The sequence below is a fragment of the Brevundimonas sp. genome (assembly GCF_046293315.1).
GTDB lineage: Bacteria > Pseudomonadota > Alphaproteobacteria > Caulobacterales > Caulobacteraceae > Brevundimonas.
In genome coordinates this window covers 38,726-59,142 of the sequence record NZ_JBKBPF010000006.1, presented here as the reverse complement: position 1 = coordinate 59,142, position 20,417 = coordinate 38,726, and the positions used below count along the sequence as shown (strand labels likewise).

Here is a 20,417-nt window from a genome sequence, read left to right as displayed (position 1 = left end):
CCCGATCAGCCCTCGCCCTTCTGGCGCCTGGCCCAGTTCTCCAGCCAGTGGATGTCGTAGTCGCCAGACAGGATGTCGGGCTCGTTCAACAGCTTCTGGAACAGGGGAATGGTGGTGTCGATGCCGCCAACGACCATCTCATTGAGGCTGCGCTTCAGACGGGCCACGCATTCGGCGCGGTCGCGGCCGTGCACGATCAGCTTGCCGATCAGGCTGTCATAGTAGGGCGGGATCGTATAGCCGGCGTAGAGGGCGCTATCCAGCCGCACACCCAGGCCGCCCGGGGCGTGGAAATCTTTCACCAGACCCGGCGACGGGGTGAAGGTCTCGGAATTCTCGGCGTTGATGCGCACCTCGATGGCGTGGCCGTCGAAGGTGACCTCGTCCTGGGTGAAGCTGAGCGGCAAGCCGGCGGCGATGCGGATCTGCTCGCGCACCAGGTCGACCCCGGTGATCATTTCCGTAACCGGATGCTCAACTTGCAGGCGGGTGTTCATCTCGATGAAGAAGAACTCGCCGTCCTCCCACAGGAACTCGATGGTGCCGACGCCCAGATAGCCGATCTTGCCGATGGCCTTGTTGACCGTCTCGCCGATGGCGGCGCGCTCCTTCGCCGTCAGGGCCGGGGAGGGCGCCTCCTCCAGCACCTTCTGGTGACGTCGCTGCAGGGAGCAGTCGCGCTCGCCCAGATGGACCACGTTGCCGTGGCTGTCGGCGATGACCTGGATCTCGATGTGGCGGGGCTTCTGGAGGTAGCGCTCCATGTAGACCGCGCCGTTGCCGAAGGCGGCCAGGGCCTCCGATTGGGCGGTCTGGACGGCCTCGACCAGGTCGTCGGCAGTCAGTGCCACCTTCATGCCGCGTCCGCCGCCGCCCGCAGCCGCCTTGACGATAAGCGGGAAGCCGATGGCCTTTGACGCCTCGATGGCCGCCTCGACGGTTTCCACTTCACCGTCCGAGCCGGGCACGCAGGGGATACCCGCCTCCAGCACCGTCTGCTTGGCGGTGATCTTGTCGCCCATGATGCGGATGTGATCGGGGCGCGGCCCGATGAAGGTCATGCCGTGGGCTTCGACGATCTCGGCGAAGCGGGCGTTCTCCGACAGGAAGCCATAGCCGGGGTGGATGGCCTGGGCGCCGGTGATCTCGGCCGCGGCGATGATCGAGGGGATATTCAGATAGGACCTGGCCGCTGGGGCCGGGCCGATACAGACGCTCTCGTCGGCCAGACGCACCCACATGGCGCCCCGGTCCGCCTCGGAGTGCACCGCCACGGTGGAGATTCCCATCTCCTTGCAGGCACGATGGATCCGCAGGGCGATTTCGCCCCGGTTCGCGATCAGGACCTTGGTGAACATGCCCTACTCCTCGAGCAGGACGAGGGCTTCGCCGAATTCCACCGGCTGGGCGTCGCCGACCATGATGTCGACCACCACCCCGTCGCGGGGCGCGGAGATCGGGTTCATGGTCTTCATGGCCTCGACGATCAGCAGGGTCTGGCCCTTCTTGACCTTGTCGCCCGCCTGCACGAAGGGCGGGGCCTCCGGAGAGGGCTTCAGATAGGCGGTGCCGACCATGGGCGACTTCACCTCTTCGCCCTTGCGCGCGACGATGGTGGCCGGGTCCGACGGCATGGAGACGGGGGCGGCGGCCGGGGCCGGAGCCGCGTGAACCGGGGCAGCGGCGTACTGGACCGGGGCGGCGGCCACGGTCAGCTCGCGGGCCACGCGAATCTTCAGATCGCCGCGCTCCACCTCGATCTCGGTCAGCTCGGTGTCGTTGAGGATGTCGGCCAGCTGGCGCACCAGCGCCGTGTCGATCTCGCCCGCCGGGTCGTTCGGCAATTTCTTGTCGGTCTTGCTGTCAGCCATGAGGTCGATAAGCCTTCGTGTGAGTCTTTAAGAACGAGCCGAACCGCCGGCGCGTTCCTGCGCCAGCCGCAAGGCGGACCTGACCGCCAGCTCGTAGCCGTGCGGGCCAAGGCCCGAAATGACGCCGGTCGCGGCCAGCGAAACATAGGAATGGCGCCGGAACTCCTCCCGCGCCGCAGGATTGCTCAAATGGCACTCAATGACCGGAATGTCCAAGGTCTTGAGGGCATCCAGCAGGGCCACCGAAGTGTGGGTAAAGGCGGCCGGGTTGATCACGAGCGCCGAGGCCTTGCCGCGCGCCTGGTGAATCCAGTCCACCAGTTCGCCCTCATGGTTGGACTGGTGAAAGACGATTTCAGCGTCCGGCGCGGCGGCCCGGCACAGGGCCTCGATGTCGGACAGAGTCTGACGTCCATAGATTTCCGGCTCGCGCTGCCCCAGCAGGTTGAGGTTGGGCCCGTTCAGCACGTAGATGATGTCAGATCGGGCCATGGGCTCCGCCGCTCGCGATTCCGGGCGGCCTTTTAACCGAACGCGCGGCTGGGGCAAAGTGCCGCCGCAGAAGAGGCTGACCTGACGTCATGCGTATCGAAGTCAACGGCGAACCCCGCGAGGTTGAGGCGGGGACCATTCTGGATTTGGTCGAGATGCTCGGCCTGAACCCGAAAAACGTGGCCGTCGAGCGAAACCTGGAGATCGTGCCCCGGTCCCTGCACCCCGAAACGGCGCTGGCGGACGGCGACCGGATCGAGATCGTCCAGCTGGTGGGCGGGGGCTGACCCCCCGCCTGCCGGGATTCCGAACTCGGCCGCCGTCGGCCTTCGGGCCTGATCAGAACCGGAAGCTCGCCCGCAGCAACAGGGCGTAGCGGACGTAATCGTCCAGGAACTCCGCATCCGCCTCGATGGCCAGCATGCCAAGATCGTTGCCAACGTTCAGTCGCAGGCCGACGATGGGGCCCCCGCCTTCCAGGCTGTCGGCCGCCAGGTCGAACGGCGAGCCGCCGCTCAGGAATCGGGCCGTGGTGATGCCGCCGTCGTGAGAGATGATCTGGCGCCATCCGACGCGAATCTCCGGGCGGAGCCACTGGTTCTCGCCAAAGCCCATGCCGAAGTTCAGGGCCGCGGTGGAGGAGAAGATGTGGCCTTCGCGGTCCTCGACGGCGAGGTCGAAGCCGTCGCCGCCCCCCGTTTCCTCGAAGCCGTCCTCATTGAGGCCGAAGTACTCGACAATCACTTCGGGGCGCAGGCTGTAACGGCCGAAATTGCGCTCGTAGGACGCGCCGGCCGCAGCCGTGACCGTGTAGCCATTCCAGTCGGCGTCGGCACGGCGAAGGATGCCCTCGCCGACGAACTGGCGCACCGACTCGAACGAGGCGTAGCCGCCGGCCGCGCGGGCCCAGGTGGTCCAGTTGCCGCCTTGCGCGCGCCAGTACAGGCCCAACTCGATCAGGCTGGCGGACAGGCGCTCCTCGGCTGCAGCCGCCGGATCCTCGAGGTCAGACGAGGTGAAGGCAGTGGAGACCCCGATAGCGCCGAAGCTTGTTCCCCGCTCGACGCCGCCGGCAAAGCCGAAGCCCTCGGACTTGAAGCCGTAGGCGTCGCCTGTTTCCTTGTCGGCGTAGAAATTAATCTCCTGGAGCCAGGCGCTGGTTTCTCCGCGAGCCGCGCTGTTGTTGCGGCCGGAGAGGGCGCGGGTCACCGCATCGACGCCGGTGGCCAGGGAGATCAGGGCGCCGCCCGAGTGATCGGGCAGCATCTGCTCGTACAGCCCCAGCAGGGTTTCGCGGCTGTTCTGGTTCAGGAAGGCTTCGCGCAGCTCTTCGTCGTCCCGAAGCGCGTCATACACCGCGTCATAGGCAGCGGTTTCGGAGGCGATCATGCCGATCTCATCCGCCGTACGACGGCGGACATCCAGATAGACCTGCCCGGCGGCCTGGTCAGCGCCAGCCTCGACGACAAAAAGGAATGGAGAGTTCTCTTCAAGCGAGGTTTCGTCGAGGTTGCCGATGTCCAGGACACCGGCTTCGATCACCACATAGCGCGATGGATCATCCACAAGCGAGGTGAACCGTGCACCAAGGCCTGCACCATCGGCGAGCGTTGCGGTCCCCGAGACATTGAAACCACCCGAGGTGCCCGCCGTGGGATCGATAGTGACGATCAGGTCGCCTTCGGCGCCGACCGACAGGTTGCTGATATCCAGCATCGAAGCCTGTCGAGCATCCAGCAACCCGCTGGCCACATTGATCGACAGCAGCCCGCCGGTTCCCGACAGGGCTCCGCGGACCTCCGCGTCGCCGCTGATCAGAAGGGTGTCCGCTCCAGCTCCGAAATCGATGTCGCCGAAAACAAATCCGTCGCGGATGTCCAGCGTGTCGGCGCCCGACCCGAGCAGGATATTTCCGGCGATGATCGGCTCGGTGATGCCGCTGGCGGGTGGATCGTCAGGATCGGTGTCAAGCACGAGCTGCCTGAGGGTGAAGCCCGTCGTATTCGCGCTGACGTCGATGGCTATCTGGTCGCCGCCCGGGTTCTGCAATACGCCATCATCATCGGCGACCCCGGCTGTCACGGCCTGGATGATGCCAATGTTGTCGATCGAGGTGAGAGAACCGCTGAGGTCCCGGATCGCAACAGCGTCTCCCGTCAGGCCGGTGAACCCGGCCTGAATCCGACCGGCGTTATAAAGTGACGGCAGGGTAGCTCCCGATTCAACGAGCAGGGCTGTCGCCTCATCGGCGCCCTCGCTGACAGCTACGGCGCTGAGCGTGCCAGAGTTATAGACCGTCGGCGTTCCAGATCCGTCGGCGAAGCGTACCGCGGTCGCGCTGGCTTCACGGGACTGCGCACTGACCCCGCCTTCATTGCGGAAGCCGCCGTCGATCGTAACCGCCTGGCCGCCGTCCACCCCAATGAGGATGCCGGTGGCCTCAAACCCGTCATAAAGCCCGTTGGCGGTTATTCCTCCACGGTTGATAAAGCCGTAGGCCATGTCACCGTCGCCGACCACGCCGAGCGTTACATCCCGGGTCGCGGAACCGATCTCCAGCGCGGGCGCAGAGCCAAAAACGGTTATGCTGGCGGTTGTCTGCTCGGCGTCGGGCACGCCGTCGCCGTCGGTATCCGGGTTTTCCTCGTCGTCGTCGTCGTCGTCTTCCACCGGCGGGGCGACAGTGGCCAGGAGCACGCCGCCGCTGACGTCGCTGGCGATACGTACGGCGGGTCCGCCAGCCAGCAAGTCATCGGGGTCCAGCCCCTCCAGAGCCTCCTGGTTGGTCGGTCGGGCCGTGTAACGGAAGCCCGTCGCTACGATCGTTCCGTCGATCCGGACAGCCCCGTCGATGTCGCCTTCCAGAGAAAGGCCGACAGAGTTCTCGCCCTGGACACTGATGCTGCCCCCAACCCAGACGTCGCCGGCAACGTCGCCGGTGCTGCGCACGGCATAGGAGTCATCTCCAAGGATGGAGATTGAGCCGCGCGAAACCAGATCGCCGGTGAGGCCGCCTTCATTGGAAATGCCATAAGAGTTGTTGCCCTCGACCCGGATCGAGCCCTGGCGGCTAAGGGTCAGATCGCCATCAAGCGCCTGCGCGCCTGTGACGCGAATGCCATAGCGATTCTCGCCTGTGGCGAATGGTCCGTCGAGGTCCCCATCATTGTCGGTGTCTTTGGCCTCGTAGTCCTCGGTTATCGAGATACTGCCGCCCACGACGATGGATCCCGCCCTTCCACCCTGGGCCAGGATGGCCGTCGCGCCATTGGCGGCGTTTTCCATCACGATCGAACCGCCCTGGTTGATCGTGATGTCGTGGTCAGAGTTCAACGTCGCCGCGACGCCGGACGTAACGCGGATCGATCCACCGTTTGCGATGATCACATTATCTGCCGCACCATTATTGGCGTTGGCGGTCAGAATCGGCGTGGTGCGCGAGTTCGAGATCGTGGTGTCGGCCTGGACGGCTCCGGCGGCGATGGCCAGAGGGGCGAGCGCGACGGCGGTCGCGAGCAATTTACGCATGGATCAGGAACCCCTTGGCGGCGCGCGCCCAAATACATCTGGCCCCGAGGTCGGGACGGAACGACACGCCTCAAATTTCTCGAATTTGAGGCGATTGCAAGGCCGATCCCTCATAGAGGTGATGGGGCCGACGTGCAAAGCCATGCGACGCATTAATGGCCCCAAGAAAGCTTGACCATCGTCACAGCCAGGCGCACGCATCCATCATTCACGCTTGGCGTTAAGCCTCGTCGTCAAGGCGGAGCAGGAAATGATCGACGTCCAGGAAAGCGAAGTTCAGCTGATTCCCGGCCGGGACGAGAAGGTCGCGAACACCTTCAGCACCGTGAAGGGCTCTTCGTCTGATTCCAGGATCCGGATGGTCGACACGACCATGCTCTATGCGCCCCGTTCCGGCGGGGTGAAGCGTTACCTGCTGGCCAAGAAGGGCTGGCTTGAGGCCAATCGGCCAGAAGTGGCGCACACGCTTGTCGTGCCAGGCGCGCGTTATCACGCCAGGGCGGGTCTGGTGACCCTGCAGGCGCCCAAGCTGCCGTTCGGCGACGGCTATCGCTGGCCCACATCCATCAAGCGCTGGAGCGCATGGGTGGCGGCCACCAACCCCCACCTGATCGAGGCGGGCGACCCCTATACCCCGGGACAGGCGGCGCTGGAGGCCGGGCAGCGGGCCGGCTGTCCGGTGATCGGATTCTGTCACTCGGACCCCGCCGCCCTGGCGGCACTGCATTTCGGCGAATGGGCGAAGAAGCCCGTGGAGAAGCGCTGGTCGAAGCTGTTCTGCCAGTTTGACCGGGTCGTTTCGCCCAGTCGCTACATCGCCCGGCGGCTCGAAGAGGCGAGGGTGGCCAATATCGTGGTCCAGCCCCTGGGGGTCGAGATCGATACCTTCCGACCGGAGCGCGCCGACCGGGCCGGCCTGCTGAAGCAGTTGGGCCTTAATTCCGACGCGCGGCTGCTGGTGTTCGCCGGGCGGCCGGCACGGGAGAAGAACATCGATGTCCTGATCCGGGCGGTCCAGAAGCTGGGCGCGCCGTATCATCTGGTGCTGGTGGGCGCGGGCATGGGCCTGCCCCGCGAGGATCGAGTGATCTCGCTGCCCTACGAAACAGATCCCCGAGCCGTGGCGCGGATCGTGGCCAGCTGCGACGCCTTCGTTCACGCCAACGACCGCGAGCCATTCGGCCTGATCGTGCTGGAGGCCATGGCCTGTGGCCGCCCTGTGGTGGGGGTGAACGCCGGCGGCGTGGCGGAGACGGTGGACCGCGAAGTCGGCGAACTGGCCGAGGCCGCCGAGCCGGTCGCTTTTGCAGCCGCCGTAGAGGCCCTTTTCGCGCGCGACGTCGAGGCCATCGGCCAGGCGGCGCGGCTGCGGGCGGTCGAACGGTTTTCCTGGGGGCGGGTCTTCGAGGACCTGTGCATGGTCTATGGCGACGTCAGCGGCCAGCCGGCCTTCGTGCAGCCGAAGCAGGCCTATCCGGTCCACTAGGACGGTCAGACTCAAACGCAGGAATTCGCAGAACGCGAGAAAGCCCTCGCCACGCCTTGCCACGCGCCGGCCTGGCGCGGAGAAAGGCGTGATTTACGGCTGACTGTGGGGGAAACGAAAAGCGCCATTCCCTCGAGAGAAGGAATGGCGCGAGTGACGGGGCTCGAACCCGCGACCTCCGGCGTGACAGGCCGGCACTCTAACCAACTGAGCTACACCCGCGTATTCCCTCGGCGCGAAGCAGTGCGTCGCGGCGAGGGGCGTCGTTTAGGCGGCGCCCCTCGCGCCGTCAAGCGGCATGAGTCACGAAATTACCGTGCGTCGGATTCCGGCGCCGCCGGACCCATCGGATTGACGACCTGCGACGCCTCGGCCGGGGTCGGGATGTCGTAGTGGACACCCACGCCCGGGCCCAGCGGCAGGGCCATGGCCGCCCAGGCGCCGGTCATCAGGGTGCCGAAGATCATGAAGACGAGAGAGTAGGGCACCATGAGCGCCATCAGGCTGCCCAGACCGAAGTCCTTGTCCCACCGTTGGCAGAAGGCCAGCACAAGCGGGAAATAGACCATCAGGGGCGTGATGATGTTGGTGACCGAATCGCCCATGCGGTAGGCGGCCGTCGTCATTTCGGGGCTGATTCCCAGCAGCATCAGCATGGGCACCAGCACCGGGGCCAGCATGGCCCACTTGGCGGCAGCGGATCCCACGAACAAATTGATGAAGCCGCTCACCAGGACCAGGGCGACCAGCAGGCCGAAGGTGTTCAGGCCGGACTGGCTGATGACCTCGGCGCCGCCGATGGCCATGATCGCCCCGAGGTTCGACCAGTTGAACATGGCCACGAAGTGGGCCGCCACGAAGGCCAGCACCACATAGGGCGCCATGTCGGCCATGGCCTGGGAAGTCATCCGCACGATGTCGCGGTGCGTCGTCACCGTGCCCGCAGCGACGCCGTAGGCGGCGCCGGTGGCGATGAAGAGGGTGAAGAAGGCCGCCACAAGAGAGTTGAAGAAGGGCGCCATGCGCGCGGCGGGGTCCGCACCTTCAGGATCATAGAGCGGCGCGCCGGGGGCCAGCAGCATGGCCGCCCAGGCGGCGATGACCAGCAGCAGCACGAGGCCAGCCCAGATCAGGCCCTTGCGCTCGCGCGGGCCCAGTTCGCCTTCTTCCAGCTTGATCGGTGAATCGGCGGAGGGCGTCCACTTGCCCAGACGGGGTTCGATGATCTTGTCCGTCACCCACCAGCCCAGCGGCACGAACATGAAGGTCATGGCGATGATGAAGAACCAGTTGCCGGCCGGGTTCATCTGCCAGGAGGGATCAATCAGATGGGCGGCCGTCTCGGTGATGCCCAGCAGCAGCACGTCCAGCTGGCCCGGCACGATGTTGGACGAGAAGGCGGCGGAAACCCCCGCGAAGGCGGCGGAAATACCGACGATGGGGTGACGGCCCGCCGCCGCGTAGAGCACGCCGGCCAGGGGCACCAGGACCACATAGCCCGCATCCACTGCGTGGCTGCTCAGGATGGCGATGAAGATGACGATGGGGGTCAGGAGCGCGGTCGGCGCCCGACGCACGCCCGCGCGCATGGCGGCGGAGAAGAGGCCCGTACGTTCGGCCACCCCTGCGCCCAGCATGACCACCAGCACATAGCCCAGGGGGGCGAAGCCGGTCAGGGTTCGCGGCATCTCCACCAGCAGTCGGCGGAGGTTGTCCGATGACAGCAGATTTTCCGCGATGATGGGTTCGGCGGTGATGGGATTGACCGCAGCCCAGCCCGAATAGGCGGCAAACACGCTGACGCCCATCAGGATGGCGATGAGCCACACAAAGATGAACACCGGGTCGGGCAGCTTGTTGCCCGCTTTCTCGATGCCGTTCAGCAGCCAGTTGCCGATGCCCATGCGCCCATTTTCCCGATCTTCAGCCTGTCAGGCCTGTTCGACCCAAAGGGAGAGGCGTTAAGGTGAAAAATCAACCCTCAAGGTTGCGAACCGTTCTCAATAAAATCCTTATGCGACATGGGTTTGAACCGCTGGCGTCTTGGGTCTAGAAGACGCCCGAATCCGCCGCCTCCCCCGGCGAACCAGGCGTGGTCTCGATGAACGAATTTCTTCTGGAATATCTGCCGATCGTGGTCTTCTTCGGGATCGCGACGGTGCTTGGGCTCGGGTTCATGCTCGCCGCCTGGGTGCTGGCGCCCAAGAATCCCGACACGGAAAAGCTGTCCGCCTATGAGTGCGGCTTCAACGCCTTCGACGATGCGCGGATGAAGTTCGACGTGCGGTTCTATCTGGTGTCGATCCTGTTCATCATCTTTGATCTCGAAATCGCCTTCCTGTTCCCCTGGGCGGTGGCGATGATGGGCATGCCCGGCGAGCACATGGTGTTCGCCTTCTGGTCGATGATTGTGTTCCTGGGCGTGCTGGCCATCGGGTTCCTTTACGAATGGAAGAAGGGGGCCCTGGAATGGCAGTGACCGCAAAGACGGCCTCGGGCCTGGTGTTGCCGCCCGCATACGGCGACGGCGCCCGCTCGACGGTCGAGGGATACGATCCCAAGAAACATGATCGCTTCTTCGAGCAGGTCAGCGATGAGCTGGACCAGCGCGGCTTCATCACCGCGCCGCTGGACGACGTCATCACCTGGGCTCGCACCGGCAGCCTGATGTGGATGACCTTCGGCCTGGCGTGCTGCGCCGTGGAGATGATGCAGGCGTCCATGCCGCGCTATGACATGGAGCGCTTCGGCATGGCTCCGCGCGCCAGCCCGCGTCAGTCGGACCTGATGATCGTGGCCGGCACCCTGACCAACAAGATGGCTCCGGCTTTGCGCAAGGTTTACGACCAGATGCCGGATCCGCGTTACGTGCTTTCGATGGGTTCGTGCGCCAACGGCGGCGGGTACTACCACTATAGTTACAGTGTTGTTCGCGGTTGTGACCGCGTTGTACCTGTGGACGTCTATGTGCCGGGGTGCCCGCCGACGGCGGAGGCGCTGCTGTACGGGCTGCTGCAGCTGCAGAAGAAAATTCGCCGCACCGGGACGATCGACCGATGACCGATGTGATGAGCAAGGCGGACAAGGCGCTCGGCACACTGGGCCGCGCCATTCAGAAGGCGAGCGGCAAGGCCGTGACCGGCTGGAGCGTGGCGTTCGGCGAACTGACCATTGAGGCGCGCCGCGACGACATCGTGGCGGTGATGACGACGCTGCGCGACCAGTTCGAGTTCCAGCAGATGACCGATCTGGCCGGGGTGGACTATCCCGAGCGGGTCGAGCGCTTCGACGTGGTCTATCACCTGCTGTCGCTGACGAAGAACCTGCGGGTGCGCGTGCGGGTCATGACCGACGAGCGCGCGCCCGTGCCCAGCATCACCGGCGTCTATCCGGTGGCGGACTGGTTCGAGCGCGAGGCGTTCGACATGTACGGCATGCTGTTCTCGGGCCACCCGGACCTGCGCCGGCTGCTGACCGACTACGGTTTCCAGGGCTATCCCCTGCGCAAGGACTTCCCCATGACCGGCTATGTGGAGGTCCGCTACGACGAGGCGCAGAAGCGGGTGGTCTATGAACCCGTGCGTCTGCAGCAGGAGTTCCGGAATTTCGACTTCCTGTCGCCGTGGGAAGGCGCCGAGTATGCCGCGCCGGTGCTGCCGGGCGACGAGAAGGCGATCGGCTCGGCCGGCAAGCCCAGCGGAGGCAAGGCGTAATGGCTGACGGTCACGACACGGTGCGCAAGGCCGACCTGGACGCGCGAGACGAGACGGCGCTGGAAACCGGCGCTGTCGCCTTCGCCGCGCCGGTGAAGGACATGGACGACCGCAAGTTCACCATCAATTTCGGGCCTCAGCACCCGGCCGCGCACGGGGTGCTGCGTCTGGTGCTGGATCTGGACGGGGAGGTGGTGACGCGGGTGGACCCGCACATCGGCCTGCTGCACCGGGGCACGGAAAAGCTGATGGAGGCGCGGACCTACCTTCAGAACATCCCGTACTTCGACCGCCTCGACTATGTGGCGCCGATGAACCAGGAGCACGCGTTCTGCCTGGCCATCGAGAAGCTGGTGGACATCGAGGTGCCATACCGGGCCCAGCTGATCCGGGTGCTGTACTCGGAAATCGGCCGGATCCTCAGCCACCTGCTGAACATCACCACCCAGGCCATGGACGTGGGCGCCCTGACCCCGCCGCTGTGGGGCTTCGAGCAGCGCGAACAGCTGATGGTGTTCTATGAGCGCGCCTCGGGCTCGCGCCTGCACGCCAACTATTTTCGTCCCGGCGGCGTTCACCAGGACCTGCCCGACGACCTGATCAACGACATCTCGAAGTGGTGCGAGGCCTTCCCGGCGGCCCTGAAGGACATCGAGAGCCTGGTCACCGAGAACCGCATCTTCAAGCAGCGCAACGTGGACATCGGCGTGGTGTCCAAGGATGAGGCCCTGGCGTGGGGCTTCTCGGGCGTGCTGCTGCGCGGCTCGGACATTCCGTGGGACCTGCGCAAGTCCCAGCCGTACGAATGCTACGCCGAGATGGAATTCGACATCGTCGTGGGCAAGAACGGCGACTGCTGGGATCGATACCTCTGCCGCATCGAGGAGATGAAGCAGTCGGTGCGGATCATGGAGCAGTGCATCCACAAGCTGCGCAATTTCCGCGGCCCGGTGATGACCGAGAACAACAAGGTCGTGCCGCCGCGCCGGGGTGAGATGAAGCGCTCGATGGAAGCGCTGATCCATCACTTCAAGCTGTACACCGAGGGCTTCCATACGCCGGCCGGCGAGGTCTATGCGGCGGTCGAGGCCCCCAAGGGCGAGTTCGCCGTCTATCTGGTGTCCGACGGCACCAACAAGCCGTACCGCTGCAAGATCGTGGCGCCCGGCTTCAAGCACCTGCAGGCCATGGACTGGATGAACCGCGGCCACATGCTGGCCGACGTGTCCGCCATTCTGGGTTCGCTCGACATCGTGTTCGGAGAGGTGGACCGATGAGCGTCCGACGTCTGGCAAAAGAACAACCGGCCTCGTTCGCCTTTTCGAAGGACACGAAGAAGAAGGCCGATTGGTGGATGAGCAAATATCCGGCGGAGCGGAAGGCTTCGGCGGTGATCCCGATCCTGTGGCTGGTGCAGAAGCAGGAAGGCTGGGTCTCCGAGCCCGCCCTGCGCGCCATCGCCGAGCTGCTGGCCATGCCCTACATCCGGGTGCTGGAGGTGGCGACCTTCTACACCATGTTCCAGCTGGAACCGGTGGGCCGGACCGCCCTGATCCAGGTGTGCGGCACCACGCCGTGCATGCTGCGCGGGGCCAATGAGCTGATGGCCACCTGCCGCGAGAAGATCGGGGCCAAGGACCATCTGTCGGCCGACGGCCGCTTCACCTGGCAGGAAGTGGAGTGCCTGGGCGCCTGCGCCAACGCGCCCATGGCCCAGATCAACGACTACTATTTCGAAGACCTGACGCCGGAGATTTTGGCCCAGATCATCGACGACTTCGCCGCGGGCAAGGCGCCCAAGGCCGGCTCCTATGTGGGCCGCACCTCGTCGGAGCCCGAGGGCGGGGCCACGACCCTGAACGATCCCAAGCTGTACGACGGGTCGGCGGCCAGACCCATCAAGAAGGTGCCCAACAGCGAGCCGGCGAAGGAGCCGGCGTGATGGACAGGGTGGATCTGGACAGCGCCCAGGGCCGCAAGGCCTATCGCGACGAGCTGAATGGCGTGGCGCGGCCGTACCGTTGGGGCGGGCTGGTGTTCATCGTGATCGGCGCCTTCGTGCTGTGGGGCTCCACCCGCGGTTGGGCCGGCCTGACCGAGAGCGCCCAGGTCTGGGGCTACGGCGCCCTGGCCATCGGCTGGGTTCTGTTTCTGACCGCGACGTTCCTTCGGACGCGCCACCACAAGCGCCGCATGGCGCAGGGACTGTAAGACATGGTCGGCATTCTCGAAGACAAGGACCGCATCTTCACCAACCTGTACGGCTTCCATGACTGGACGCTGGATGGGGCGAAGACGCGCGGTGCGTGGAACGCGACGGCGGACATGCTGGCGCTGGGCCGCGACTGGGTCATCACCAACGTCAAGAACTCGGGCCTGCGCGGCCGGGGCGGCGCCGGTTTCCCGACCGGGCTGAAGTGGTCCTTCATGCCCAAGGAAGTGAAGGACCGGCCGCACTATCTGGTGGTCAACGCCGACGAATCCGAACCGGGCACCTGCAAGGACCGGGAGATCATGCGCCACGATCCGCACCTGCTGATCGAAGGGTGCCTGATCGCCAGCTTCGCCATGCAGGCGCACGCCTGCTACATCTATCTGCGCGGCGAATATGTGCTGGAGCGCGAGCGCATGGAGGCGGCGGTCAAGCAGGCCTATGACGCCCGCCTGATCGGCAAGAACAACGTCCACGGCTGGGATTTCGACGTCTATATCCACCACGGCGCCGGCGCCTATATCTGCGGCGAGGAGACGGCTCTGCTGGAGTCGCTCGAGGGCAAGAAGGGCCAGCCGCGGCTGAAGCCGCCGTTCCCGGCGGGTGCGGGCCTTTATGGCTGTCCCACCACGGTGAACAATGTGGAGTCCATTGCGGTCGTGGGCACGATCCTGCGCCGCGGGGCCGAATGGTTCGCGGGCTTCGGCCGTCCGAACAACACCGGCACCAAGATCATGTCGATCTCGGGCCACGTGAACCGCCCATGCAATGTGGAAGAGGCCATGTCCATTCCGCTGCGCCAGCTGATCGAGGATCACTGCGGCGGCGTGCGGGGCGGCTGGGACAACCTTAAGGCCATCATCCCCGGCGGGTCGTCTGTGCCGATGATCACCCGCGAGATGGCGGAATCGGCCCTGATGGACTTCGACAGCCTGCGCGACATGCGCTCGGGTCTGGGCACGGCGGCGGTGATCGTGATGGACCAGTCCACCGATCTGGTGAAGGCCATCGCCCGCATCGCCTATTTCTACAAGCACGAGAGCTGCGGCCAGTGCACGCCTTGCCGCGAGGGCACCGGCTGGATGTGGCGGGTGCTGGAGCGCATGTCCGTGGGCGATGCCGATCCGTCGGAAATCGACCTGCTGCTGGACGTGGCCGGTCAGGTGGAAGGGCACACCATCTGCGCCCTGGGCGACGCCGCGGCATGGCCGGTGCAGGGCCTGATCCGGCACTTCCGCCACGAGATCGAGGACCGCATCAGCAGCTATCGCAACGCGCGCGGCGCCTACGCCGGCCATTCGATCGCGGCGGAGTAGGGGATGGGACTTCGCGTTTCCAGATCAAGGCGTCCCTCTCCCGATGGGAGAGGGCTGCGCGCAGGGAGCTGCGACAGCGGCTCGCTTCTTCGCGCGCAGGGTGAGGGTCCGGTGGTTGCTTCTGAAGCATCCGACCCTCATCCCCCGCGCCAGGACCCGCCCGCTGCGCGGTCCAGTGCGCGGGTTCCCCCTTCTCCCATCGGGAGAAGGATCGCGGTTGTCGCCGCCGCCCTGACGCTCGCCGCCTGCGGTCAGGCTGAGGAGCCTGCTTCGGCTCCGGAGACGGCGGCCGAGCCGACCGTGGTGACCCAGGCCTCGCCCGAGCCCCTGGATCAGGCGGGGCTGCGCGACGTGTGCCGCGCGGCCATCGCCACGGTGAACGAACTGCCGGTGGCTCTGATCGATGTGGACGGCGTCGAGACGCTGGACGAAGGCGAGGCCGTGAACCTGTCCTGGCGCGCGCCGGTGGACGGGGGCCGCGCCCAGGCCCAGTGCCGCGTCGAGGGGGATGTGGTGGTGTGGCGCCTGACAGGACTGCCGGACCCCGCGGCTCAGGTTTGGCGCACCGGACTTGCCGATCCGATCGTCCGCTATGTGCGCGAGACCGACCGGATCACGATCATCCAGACCCTCCCGGATGGGACGAGTTCGCAGACCCAGGTGTCTGTGAATGTTGAAGAAGAGGCCCGCTGATGCCCGTCGCCAAGGTCAACGGCGTAGAAGTCGAGTTCGAGCCCGGCATGACCGTGCTCCAGGTCGCCGAGAAGGCGGGGCAGGAGATTCCGCGCTTCTGCTATCATGAGCGGCTGTCCATCGCCGGCAACTGCCGCATGTGTCTGGTCGAGGTGAAGCCGGGGCCGCCCAAGCCGCAGGCCTCGTGCGCCCTGCCGGCTGCCGACGGGCAGGAGATCTTCACCAACACCCCCATGGTCGAGAAGGCCCGCAAGGGGGTGATGGAGTTCCTGCTGATCAACCACCCGCTGGATTGCCCGATCTGCGACCAGGGCGGGGAATGCGACCTGCAGGACCAGTCGATGTATTTCGGCCGGGACGCCTCGCGCTATGCCGAGAACAAGCGCGCGGTCGAAGAAAAGCACATGGGTCCGACCATCAAGACCTTCATGACGCGCTGCATCCAGTGCACGCGCTGTGTGCGATTCATCACCGAGGTGGCGGGCGTGCCGGACATCGGCATGATCTCTCGCGGCGAGAGCGCCGAGATCACCACCTATCTGGAAAAGTCGGTGGACTCCGAACTGTCGGGCAACGTCAACGACCTGTGCCCCGTGGGCGCCCTGACGCACCGGCCGTGGCAGTACCACTACCGCCCGTGGGAGTTGAAGAAGACCGAAACCATCGACGTCATGGACGCCCTGGGCTCCAACATCCGCGCCGACAGCCGGGGCTCCGAGGTCATGCGCGTGCTGCCGCGGGTGCACGAGGGCATCAACGAGGAATGGCTGTCTGACCGCAGCCGCTATGTGGTGGACGGGCTGACGAAGCGCCGTCTGGACCGCCCGTGGGTGCGTGAGGGCGGCAAGCTGCGCCCCGCCACCTGGGACGAGGCGCTGGGCGTCGTGGCCGGCAAGCTGAAGGCGGCCAAGCCCGAGAAGATCGGCGCCATCGCCGGTGACCTGCAGGACGCGGAGTCGATGAAGGCGACGCTGGACCTGTTCCGGGCGCTGGGGTCGGCCAACACCGACTGCCGCCAGGACGGCGCGGCGCTGGGCGGGACCGAGCGCGAGGGCTGGCTGTTCAACAGCGGTCTGGCGGGCATCGAGAACGCCGACGCCATCCTGATGGTGGGCGTCAATCCGCGCGTCGAGGCGCCCCTGCTGAACGCCCGCATCCGCAAGGGCTGGCTGGCGGGCCGCACCGAGGTGATGGTGATCGGCGAGCAGGCCGAGCTGACCTACGGCTATCAGTATCTGGGCGCCGGGACCAAGACGGTCGGCAAGCTGCCCAAGGCGGCCATGGACCTTCTGACCAGGGCCGAGCGTCCGGCGATCATCGTCGGCTCCGCCGCCCTGACCGGCGAGACGGGTCCGGCGGTTCTGGGCGCGCTGGGCAAGTTGGCGGCCAAGGTTGGTGTGGTTGCGGACGGCTGGAACGGCTTCAACGTGCTGCATAATGCGGCGGCGCGGGTGGGCGGTCTGGATATGGGCTTCACGCCCGGCCAAGGCGGCCTGTCGGCGGTGGAGATGGTGCAGAAGGGCGCGGTGGACGTGCTGTTCCTGCTGGGCGCCGACGAGATCGACGCGTCGCAGTCCAGGGCCTTCAAGATCTATCTGGGCAGCCACGGCGACGCGGGCGCCCACGGGGCGGACGTGATCCTGCCGGGCGCGGCCTATACCGAGAAGTCGGGCCTTTATGTGAATACCGAGGGCCGGGTGCAGATGACCGAGCGGGTCGTGTTCCCCAAGGGCGAGGCCAAGGAAGACTGGGCCATCCTGCGGGCCCTGTCGGAGCGCTTGGGCCAGACCCTGCCGTATGACAGCCTGAACCAGCTGCGGGCCGTGCTGATGGCCGATCATCCGACCTTCGGCCGGGTGGACTATCTGGCCCCGGCGCGGGTGTTCGCCGTCGACAAGCTGGGCGCCAGGGGCGAGCTGGGCGACATGGTGTTCGCCCCGGCCCTGAAGGACCCGTATCTGACCAACCCGATCGCGCGCGCGTCCGAGACCATGGCCGAACTGTCGGCCCAGCGTTCGGCGCCCCAGCTGATGGCGGCGGAGTAAGTGATGGAAGCGACCACGACATCGTTCTGGAGCACGCCGGTTGGCTGGACCCTGATGACCGCGGGCGGGATCCTGCTGGTCACCGTCGGGATCCTGATCTCGCTGGCGTTCCTGCTGCTGGCCGACCGCAAGATCTGGGCGGGCGTGCAGATGCGCAAGGGGCCCAATGTGGTGGGGCCGTTCGGCTTGCTGCAGTCCTTCGCCGACTTCTTCAAGTTCGTGCTGAAGGAGATCGTGGTTCCGGCGGGCGCGGACAAGATCGTGTTCCTGCTGGCGCCGCTGCTGACTTTCGTCCTGGCCTTCATCGCCTGGGCCGTGATCCCGTTCGCCCCCGGATGGGTGGTGTCGGACCTGAACGTGGGCGTGCTTTACCTGTTCGCCGTGTCGTCGCTGGGCGTCTACGGCATCATCATGGGCGGCTGGGCCTCCAACTCGAAGTACCCGTTCCTGGGCTCGCTGCGCTCGGCGGCCCAGATGGTCAGCTATGAAGTGTCGCTGGGCCTGATCATCGTCACGGTGATCCTGCTGGCCGGCAGCATGAACCTGACCACCATCGTGGACAATCAGGCCGGCTGGATCTGGAACTGGCACGCCTTCGGCGGCGGCCTCGCCAACCTGCCGCTGCTGATCCTCATGTTCCCCATGTCGATCGTGTTCTTCATCTCGGCGCTGGCCGAGACCAACCGCCCGCCCTTCGACCTGCCCGAGGCGGAGTCCGAACTGGTGGCCGGGTATCAGGTGGAATACTCGTCCACGCCGTACCTGCTGTTCATGATCGGCGAGTACGCCAACATCGTGCTGATGTGCGCCATGATCACCCTGCTGTTCTTCGGCGGGTGGAACCCGGGCTTCCCGACGCCCTTCCTGGACGGCGCGCCGCAGTTCCTGGCGAACCTGTTCTACTTCGGGGTCTTCCTCTTCAAGACGGTGTTCTGGTTCGCCATGATCGCCATGGTGAAGGCCTTCGTGCCCCGCTACCGCTACGACCAGCTGATGCGCCTGGGCTGGAAGGTGTTCCTGCCCTATTCGCTGGCAGCCGTGGTGCTGGTGGCCGCGTGGCGGGTGTTCGGGGGCGCGATCTGATGCGCACCGGTCTGCCCGTGACTGTCGTCTGTGCGGTGCTGCTGACCGGCTGCGGGCCCGTGGTGTTCGGGCCCCTGTTGACGCCCGCGCCTATTCCGGCCGAGGTGGCGCTGGAACGCCAGGAAGCCCGCGCGGGCGCCGAGGCCGAACGCCTGCGCCGCTGTCAGATGGGCGAGACGGGCGTGAAGCGCGACGACCGCCAATGTCGTGACGGGGTGCCCAGATGAGCATGCGGATCGTCACGGGACTGATCGCGGCGGGCCTGCTGGCCTCGTGCGCGCCCTATGAGGCGGAGCCTACGTCCGTCTATCAGTGGGAGCGCCGCCAGGACGGCATCGAGCGCGCCCATGCCCAGCGCGTGGAGCGCTGCCGCACCATGAACCCCGACAGCGAGCGCTTCGCCCGCGAGTGCGCCGACCTGAGAGAGACCGAGTGATGTTGAACCGTATCGGACAGGCGGTGAAGGGCGCGCTGCTGATCGACGTGATCGGCGCCGTCGGCCTGTCGCTCAAGTACATGATGAGGCCCAAGGCGACGGTGAACTATCCGTTCGAGCGCGGGCCGCAGTCGCCGCGCTTCCGGGGCGAGCACGCCCTGCGCCGCTATCCCAGCGGCGAGGAACGCTGCATCGCGTGCAAGCTGTGCGAGGCCATCTGCCCGGCCCAGGCTATCACCATCGAGTCCGAGCCGCGCTCGGACGGCAGCCGCCGCACCACGCGCTATGACATCGACATGGTGAAGTGCATCTACTGCGGCCTGTGCCAGGAGGCCTGCCCGGTGGACGCCATCGTGGAGGGGCCGAACAGCGAATACGCCACAGAGACGCGCGAGGAGCTGTATTTCGACAAGGACCGCCTGCTGGCCAACGGGGATCGTTGGGAGCGGGTGATCGCGAAGAATCTGGAACTGGACGCCCCCTACCGATAAGAGGGGCGCCGATTCCAGGCATCAGGTCTGCCGCGTCGCCTTCGGGGGCGGGCAGGGGATTTCACAAGGACTTCGGGGCGTCCCGGACTCCGTACGGTTTTTGAGAGGGGCTTGGTCCCGCCGATGATACAGGCGATCGCCTTCTATCTGCTGGCTACGGTAAGCGTGGTGTCGGCGTTGCTGGTCGTTACGGCCAGGAATCCCGTGCATTCGGTGCTGTGGCTGATCACCACCTTCTTCTCGGCCGCCGGGTTGTTCGTGATGCTGGGGGCCGAGTTCCTGGCCATGCTGCTGGTGGTCGTCTACGTCGGCGCCGTGGCGGTGCTGTTCCTGTTCGTCGTCATGATGCTGGACGTGGACTTCGTGCAGCTGCGCGAGGGCTATGCGAAATACTTCCCGCTGGCGGCCATCGTGGGCCTGATCCTGCTGGCCGAGATGATCGTGGTGGCGGTGGCGGCGGCCCAGGGCGGCGCGGCGCGCGGCGCCGAGTTGATCCCGGCCACGGACGTGTCGAACGTCGAGGCCATCGGGCGGGTGCTCTACACCGAGTACGTCTACATCTTCCAGGCGGCGGGTCTGGTGCTGCTGGTGGCCATGATCGGCGCCATCGTCCTGACCCTGCGCTACAAGCCCAACATCAAGCGTCAGGACATCGGTCGCCAGGTCAACCGGCGCCAGTCCGACGCCTACGCCAACGTCCAGGTCGAGAGCGGCAAGGGCGTCACCCTGGAGGATCTGAAATGATCGGTCTGCCGCACTATCTGGCGGTCGCCGCGATCCTGTTCACCATCGGGGTGTTCGGCATCTTCGTGAACCGCAAGAACATCATCATCATCCTGATGTCGATCGAGCTGATCCTGCTGTCGGTGAACATCAATTTCGTCGCCTTCTCGGCCTATCTGAACGACATCTCAGGGCAGATCATGGCCATGTTCATCCTGACCGTCGCCGCCGCTGAGGCGGCCATCGGCCTAGCCATCCTGGTGACCTTCTTCCGCAACCGCGGCGATATCGCCGTGGATGACGCGTCCATGATGAAGGGCTGACCGCG

At 65.9% G+C, this 20,417-nt stretch carries 22 protein-coding genes and 1 tRNA gene; 17 read left to right on the top strand and 6 right to left on the bottom strand.

What is annotated here, in order from left to right:
* Positions 1 to 5: 5 nt before the first annotated feature.
* From accC to aroQ, 3 genes are read right to left on the bottom strand one after another with little or no spacing between them, the layout of a single operon-like run.
* The gene (gene accC / locus ACK4SE_RS07090) at positions 6 to 1,358 is read right to left on the bottom strand and encodes an acetyl-CoA carboxylase biotin carboxylase subunit (RefSeq protein ID WP_409690455.1); all 1,353 of its coding nucleotides are present in this window, start codon (positions 1,356 to 1,358) and stop codon (positions 6 to 8) included.
* Positions 1,359 to 1,361: 3 nt separating this feature from the next.
* A complete protein-coding gene (gene accB / locus ACK4SE_RS07085) occupies positions 1,362 to 1,871 on the bottom strand; it encodes an acetyl-CoA carboxylase biotin carboxyl carrier protein (protein WP_409690453.1) in 510 nt (169 codons plus the stop codon).
* 27 nt (positions 1,872 to 1,898) lie between these two features.
* Positions 1,899 to 2,363 carry a type II 3-dehydroquinate dehydratase gene (aroQ, locus tag ACK4SE_RS07080; RefSeq protein ID WP_409690450.1) on the bottom strand — a complete coding sequence of 155 codons (465 nt, stop codon included), beginning with the start codon at positions 2,361 to 2,363 and terminating at the stop codon, positions 1,899 to 1,901.
* An 89-nt stretch (positions 2,364 to 2,452) separates the two neighbouring features.
* On the opposite strand from aroQ, the gene thiS reads away from it, so the two are divergent.
* Positions 2,453 to 2,650 (top strand): sulfur carrier protein ThiS, encoded by a 198-nt coding sequence (gene thiS, locus ACK4SE_RS07075; RefSeq protein WP_409690447.1) that lies wholly within the window; start codon positions 2,453 to 2,455, stop codon positions 2,648 to 2,650.
* Positions 2,651 to 2,702: 52 nt separating this feature from the next.
* Here the strand turns inward: thiS and ACK4SE_RS07070 are convergent, their stop codons facing one another.
* The gene (locus ACK4SE_RS07070) at positions 2,703 to 5,891 is read right to left on the bottom strand and encodes an autotransporter domain-containing protein (protein WP_409690445.1); all 3,189 of its coding nucleotides are present in this window, start codon (positions 5,889 to 5,891) and stop codon (positions 2,703 to 2,705) included.
* Between the two features lie 250 nt (positions 5,892 to 6,141).
* Here ACK4SE_RS07070 and ACK4SE_RS07065 point away from each other — a divergent pair, with 250 nt between their 5' ends.
* The gene (locus ACK4SE_RS07065; RefSeq protein ID WP_409690442.1) at positions 6,142 to 7,377 is read left to right on the top strand and encodes a glycosyltransferase; all 1,236 of its coding nucleotides are present in this window, start codon (positions 6,142 to 6,144) and stop codon (positions 7,375 to 7,377) included.
* 145 nt (positions 7,378 to 7,522) lie between these two features.
* Here the strand turns inward: ACK4SE_RS07065 and ACK4SE_RS07060 are convergent.
* Positions 7,523 to 7,599: transfer RNA gene (locus ACK4SE_RS07060), tRNA-Asp, on the bottom strand.
* An 89-nt stretch (positions 7,600 to 7,688) separates the two neighbouring features.
* Positions 7,689 to 9,281 carry an AbgT family transporter gene (locus tag ACK4SE_RS07055; protein WP_409690440.1) on the bottom strand — a complete coding sequence of 531 codons (1,593 nt, stop codon included), beginning with the start codon at positions 9,279 to 9,281 and terminating at the stop codon, positions 7,689 to 7,691.
* A 197-nt stretch (positions 9,282 to 9,478) separates the two neighbouring features.
* Here ACK4SE_RS07055 and ACK4SE_RS07050 point away from each other — a divergent pair, with 197 nt between their 5' ends.
* The 15 genes from ACK4SE_RS07050 (at position 9,479) to nuoK (ending at position 20,412) form a co-directional block, all read left to right on the top strand.
* A complete protein-coding gene (locus ACK4SE_RS07050; protein WP_409690437.1) occupies positions 9,479 to 9,856 on the top strand; it encodes an NADH-quinone oxidoreductase subunit A in 378 nt (125 codons plus the stop codon).
* Positions 9,826 to 10,437 carry a NuoB/complex I 20 kDa subunit family protein gene (locus tag ACK4SE_RS07045; protein WP_409690434.1) on the top strand — a complete coding sequence of 204 codons (612 nt, stop codon included), beginning with the start codon at positions 9,826 to 9,828 and terminating at the stop codon, positions 10,435 to 10,437. The genes ACK4SE_RS07050 and ACK4SE_RS07045 overlap by 31 nt, the downstream gene beginning before the upstream one ends.
* On the top strand, positions 10,434 to 11,090 hold the full coding sequence (locus ACK4SE_RS07040) for an NADH-quinone oxidoreductase subunit C (RefSeq protein WP_409690432.1): 657 nt from the start codon (positions 10,434 to 10,436) through the stop codon (positions 11,088 to 11,090). Before ACK4SE_RS07045 ends, ACK4SE_RS07040 begins: the two co-directional genes overlap by 4 nt.
* A 101-nt stretch (positions 11,091 to 11,191) precedes the next feature.
* Positions 11,192 to 12,367: an NADH-quinone oxidoreductase subunit D gene (locus ACK4SE_RS07035; RefSeq protein WP_409690784.1), complete on the top strand. Its 1,176-nt coding sequence runs from the start codon at positions 11,192 to 11,194 to the stop codon at positions 12,365 to 12,367.
* On the top strand, positions 12,364 to 13,032 hold the full coding sequence (gene nuoE, locus ACK4SE_RS07030) for an NADH-quinone oxidoreductase subunit NuoE (RefSeq protein ID WP_409690430.1): 669 nt from the start codon (positions 12,364 to 12,366) through the stop codon (positions 13,030 to 13,032). The genes ACK4SE_RS07035 and nuoE overlap by 4 nt, the downstream gene beginning before the upstream one ends.
* Positions 13,032 to 13,301 (top strand): hypothetical protein, encoded by a 270-nt coding sequence (locus ACK4SE_RS07025; protein WP_409690782.1) that lies wholly within the window; start codon positions 13,032 to 13,034, stop codon positions 13,299 to 13,301. Before nuoE ends, ACK4SE_RS07025 begins: the two co-directional genes overlap by 1 nt.
* A 3-nt stretch (positions 13,302 to 13,304) precedes the next feature.
* A complete protein-coding gene (gene nuoF, locus ACK4SE_RS07020; protein ID WP_409690427.1) occupies positions 13,305 to 14,618 on the top strand; it encodes an NADH-quinone oxidoreductase subunit NuoF in 1,314 nt (437 codons plus the stop codon).
* A 300-nt stretch (positions 14,619 to 14,918) separates the two neighbouring features.
* Positions 14,919 to 15,311 carry a hypothetical protein gene (locus ACK4SE_RS07015; RefSeq protein WP_409690424.1) on the top strand — a complete coding sequence of 131 codons (393 nt, stop codon included), beginning with the start codon at positions 14,919 to 14,921 and terminating at the stop codon, positions 15,309 to 15,311.
* Positions 15,311 to 17,356: an NADH-quinone oxidoreductase subunit NuoG gene (gene nuoG / locus ACK4SE_RS07010; protein ID WP_409690421.1), complete on the top strand. Its 2,046-nt coding sequence runs from the start codon at positions 15,311 to 15,313 to the stop codon at positions 17,354 to 17,356. The genes ACK4SE_RS07015 and nuoG overlap by 1 nt, the downstream gene beginning before the upstream one ends.
* 3 nt (positions 17,357 to 17,359) lie before the next feature.
* Positions 17,360 to 18,439, top strand: a complete 1,080-nt coding sequence (gene nuoH / locus ACK4SE_RS07005) for an NADH-quinone oxidoreductase subunit NuoH (RefSeq protein WP_409690418.1) — start codon at positions 17,360 to 17,362, stop codon at positions 18,437 to 18,439.
* Positions 18,439 to 18,666, top strand: coding sequence for a hypothetical protein (locus ACK4SE_RS07000; protein ID WP_409690415.1), 228 nt, complete (start codon positions 18,439 to 18,441; stop codon positions 18,664 to 18,666). The genes nuoH and ACK4SE_RS07000 overlap by 1 nt, the downstream gene beginning before the upstream one ends.
* On the top strand, positions 18,663 to 18,875 hold the full coding sequence (locus tag ACK4SE_RS06995) for a hypothetical protein (RefSeq protein ID WP_409690412.1): 213 nt from the start codon (positions 18,663 to 18,665) through the stop codon (positions 18,873 to 18,875). The genes ACK4SE_RS07000 and ACK4SE_RS06995 overlap by 4 nt, the downstream gene beginning before the upstream one ends.
* Positions 18,875 to 19,366 (top strand): NADH-quinone oxidoreductase subunit NuoI, encoded by a 492-nt coding sequence (nuoI, locus tag ACK4SE_RS06990; protein ID WP_409690410.1) that lies wholly within the window; start codon positions 18,875 to 18,877, stop codon positions 19,364 to 19,366. The genes ACK4SE_RS06995 and nuoI overlap by 1 nt, the downstream gene beginning before the upstream one ends.
* Before the next feature lie 123 nt (positions 19,367 to 19,489).
* Positions 19,490 to 20,110, top strand: a complete 621-nt coding sequence (locus ACK4SE_RS06985; RefSeq protein ID WP_409690407.1) for an NADH-quinone oxidoreductase subunit J — start codon at positions 19,490 to 19,492, stop codon at positions 20,108 to 20,110.
* Positions 20,107 to 20,412 (top strand): NADH-quinone oxidoreductase subunit NuoK, encoded by a 306-nt coding sequence (gene nuoK, locus ACK4SE_RS06980; RefSeq protein ID WP_292103229.1) that lies wholly within the window; start codon positions 20,107 to 20,109, stop codon positions 20,410 to 20,412. The genes ACK4SE_RS06985 and nuoK overlap by 4 nt, the downstream gene beginning before the upstream one ends.
* Positions 20,413 to 20,417 lie beyond the last annotated feature (5 nt).

Bases quoted from the DNA above. Each gene is read 5' to 3' on its own strand.
- ACK4SE_RS07050 (WP_409690437.1), top strand. From the start codon at position 9,479: ATGAACGAATTTCTTCTGGAATATCTGCCGATCGTGGTCTTCTTCGGG.
- thiS (WP_409690447.1), top strand. From the start codon at position 2,453: ATGCGTATCGAAGTCAACGGCGAACCCCGCGAGGTTGAGGCGGGGACC.
- nuoI (WP_409690410.1), top strand. From the start codon at position 18,875: ATGTTGAACCGTATCGGACAGGCGGTGAAGGGCGCGCTGCTGATCGAC.
- accB (WP_409690453.1), bottom strand. From the start codon at position 1,871: ATGGCTGACAGCAAGACCGACAAGAAATTGCCGAACGACCCGGCGGGC.
- nuoE (WP_409690430.1), top strand. From the start codon at position 12,364: ATGAGCGTCCGACGTCTGGCAAAAGAACAACCGGCCTCGTTCGCCTTT.
- ACK4SE_RS07065 (WP_409690442.1), top strand. From the start codon at position 6,142: ATGATCGACGTCCAGGAAAGCGAAGTTCAGCTGATTCCCGGCCGGGAC.
- nuoH (WP_409690418.1), top strand. From the start codon at position 17,360: ATGGAAGCGACCACGACATCGTTCTGGAGCACGCCGGTTGGCTGGACC.
- ACK4SE_RS07025 (WP_409690782.1), top strand. From the start codon at position 13,032: ATGGACAGGGTGGATCTGGACAGCGCCCAGGGCCGCAAGGCCTATCGC.
- aroQ (WP_409690450.1), bottom strand. From the start codon at position 2,363: ATGGCCCGATCTGACATCATCTACGTGCTGAACGGGCCCAACCTCAAC.
- ACK4SE_RS07070 (WP_409690445.1), bottom strand. From the start codon at position 5,891: ATGCGTAAATTGCTCGCGACCGCCGTCGCGCTCGCCCCTCTGGCCATC.
- nuoK (WP_292103229.1), top strand. From the start codon at position 20,107: ATGATCGGTCTGCCGCACTATCTGGCGGTCGCCGCGATCCTGTTCACC.
- accC (WP_409690455.1), bottom strand. From the start codon at position 1,358: ATGTTCACCAAGGTCCTGATCGCGAACCGGGGCGAAATCGCCCTGCGG.
- ACK4SE_RS07000 (WP_409690415.1), top strand. From the start codon at position 18,439: ATGCGCACCGGTCTGCCCGTGACTGTCGTCTGTGCGGTGCTGCTGACC.
- ACK4SE_RS06995 (WP_409690412.1), top strand. From the start codon at position 18,663: ATGAGCATGCGGATCGTCACGGGACTGATCGCGGCGGGCCTGCTGGCC.
- ACK4SE_RS07035 (WP_409690784.1), top strand. From the start codon at position 11,192: ATGGACGACCGCAAGTTCACCATCAATTTCGGGCCTCAGCACCCGGCC.
- nuoG (WP_409690421.1), top strand. From the start codon at position 15,311: ATGCCCGTCGCCAAGGTCAACGGCGTAGAAGTCGAGTTCGAGCCCGGC.
- ACK4SE_RS07040 (WP_409690432.1), top strand. From the start codon at position 10,434: ATGACCGATGTGATGAGCAAGGCGGACAAGGCGCTCGGCACACTGGGC.
- ACK4SE_RS07045 (WP_409690434.1), top strand. From the start codon at position 9,826: ATGGAAGAAGGGGGCCCTGGAATGGCAGTGACCGCAAAGACGGCCTCG.
- ACK4SE_RS07055 (WP_409690440.1), bottom strand. From the start codon at position 9,281: ATGGGCATCGGCAACTGGCTGCTGAACGGCATCGAGAAAGCGGGCAAC.
- ACK4SE_RS06985 (WP_409690407.1), top strand. From the start codon at position 19,490: ATGATACAGGCGATCGCCTTCTATCTGCTGGCTACGGTAAGCGTGGTG.
- nuoF (WP_409690427.1), top strand. From the start codon at position 13,305: ATGGTCGGCATTCTCGAAGACAAGGACCGCATCTTCACCAACCTGTAC.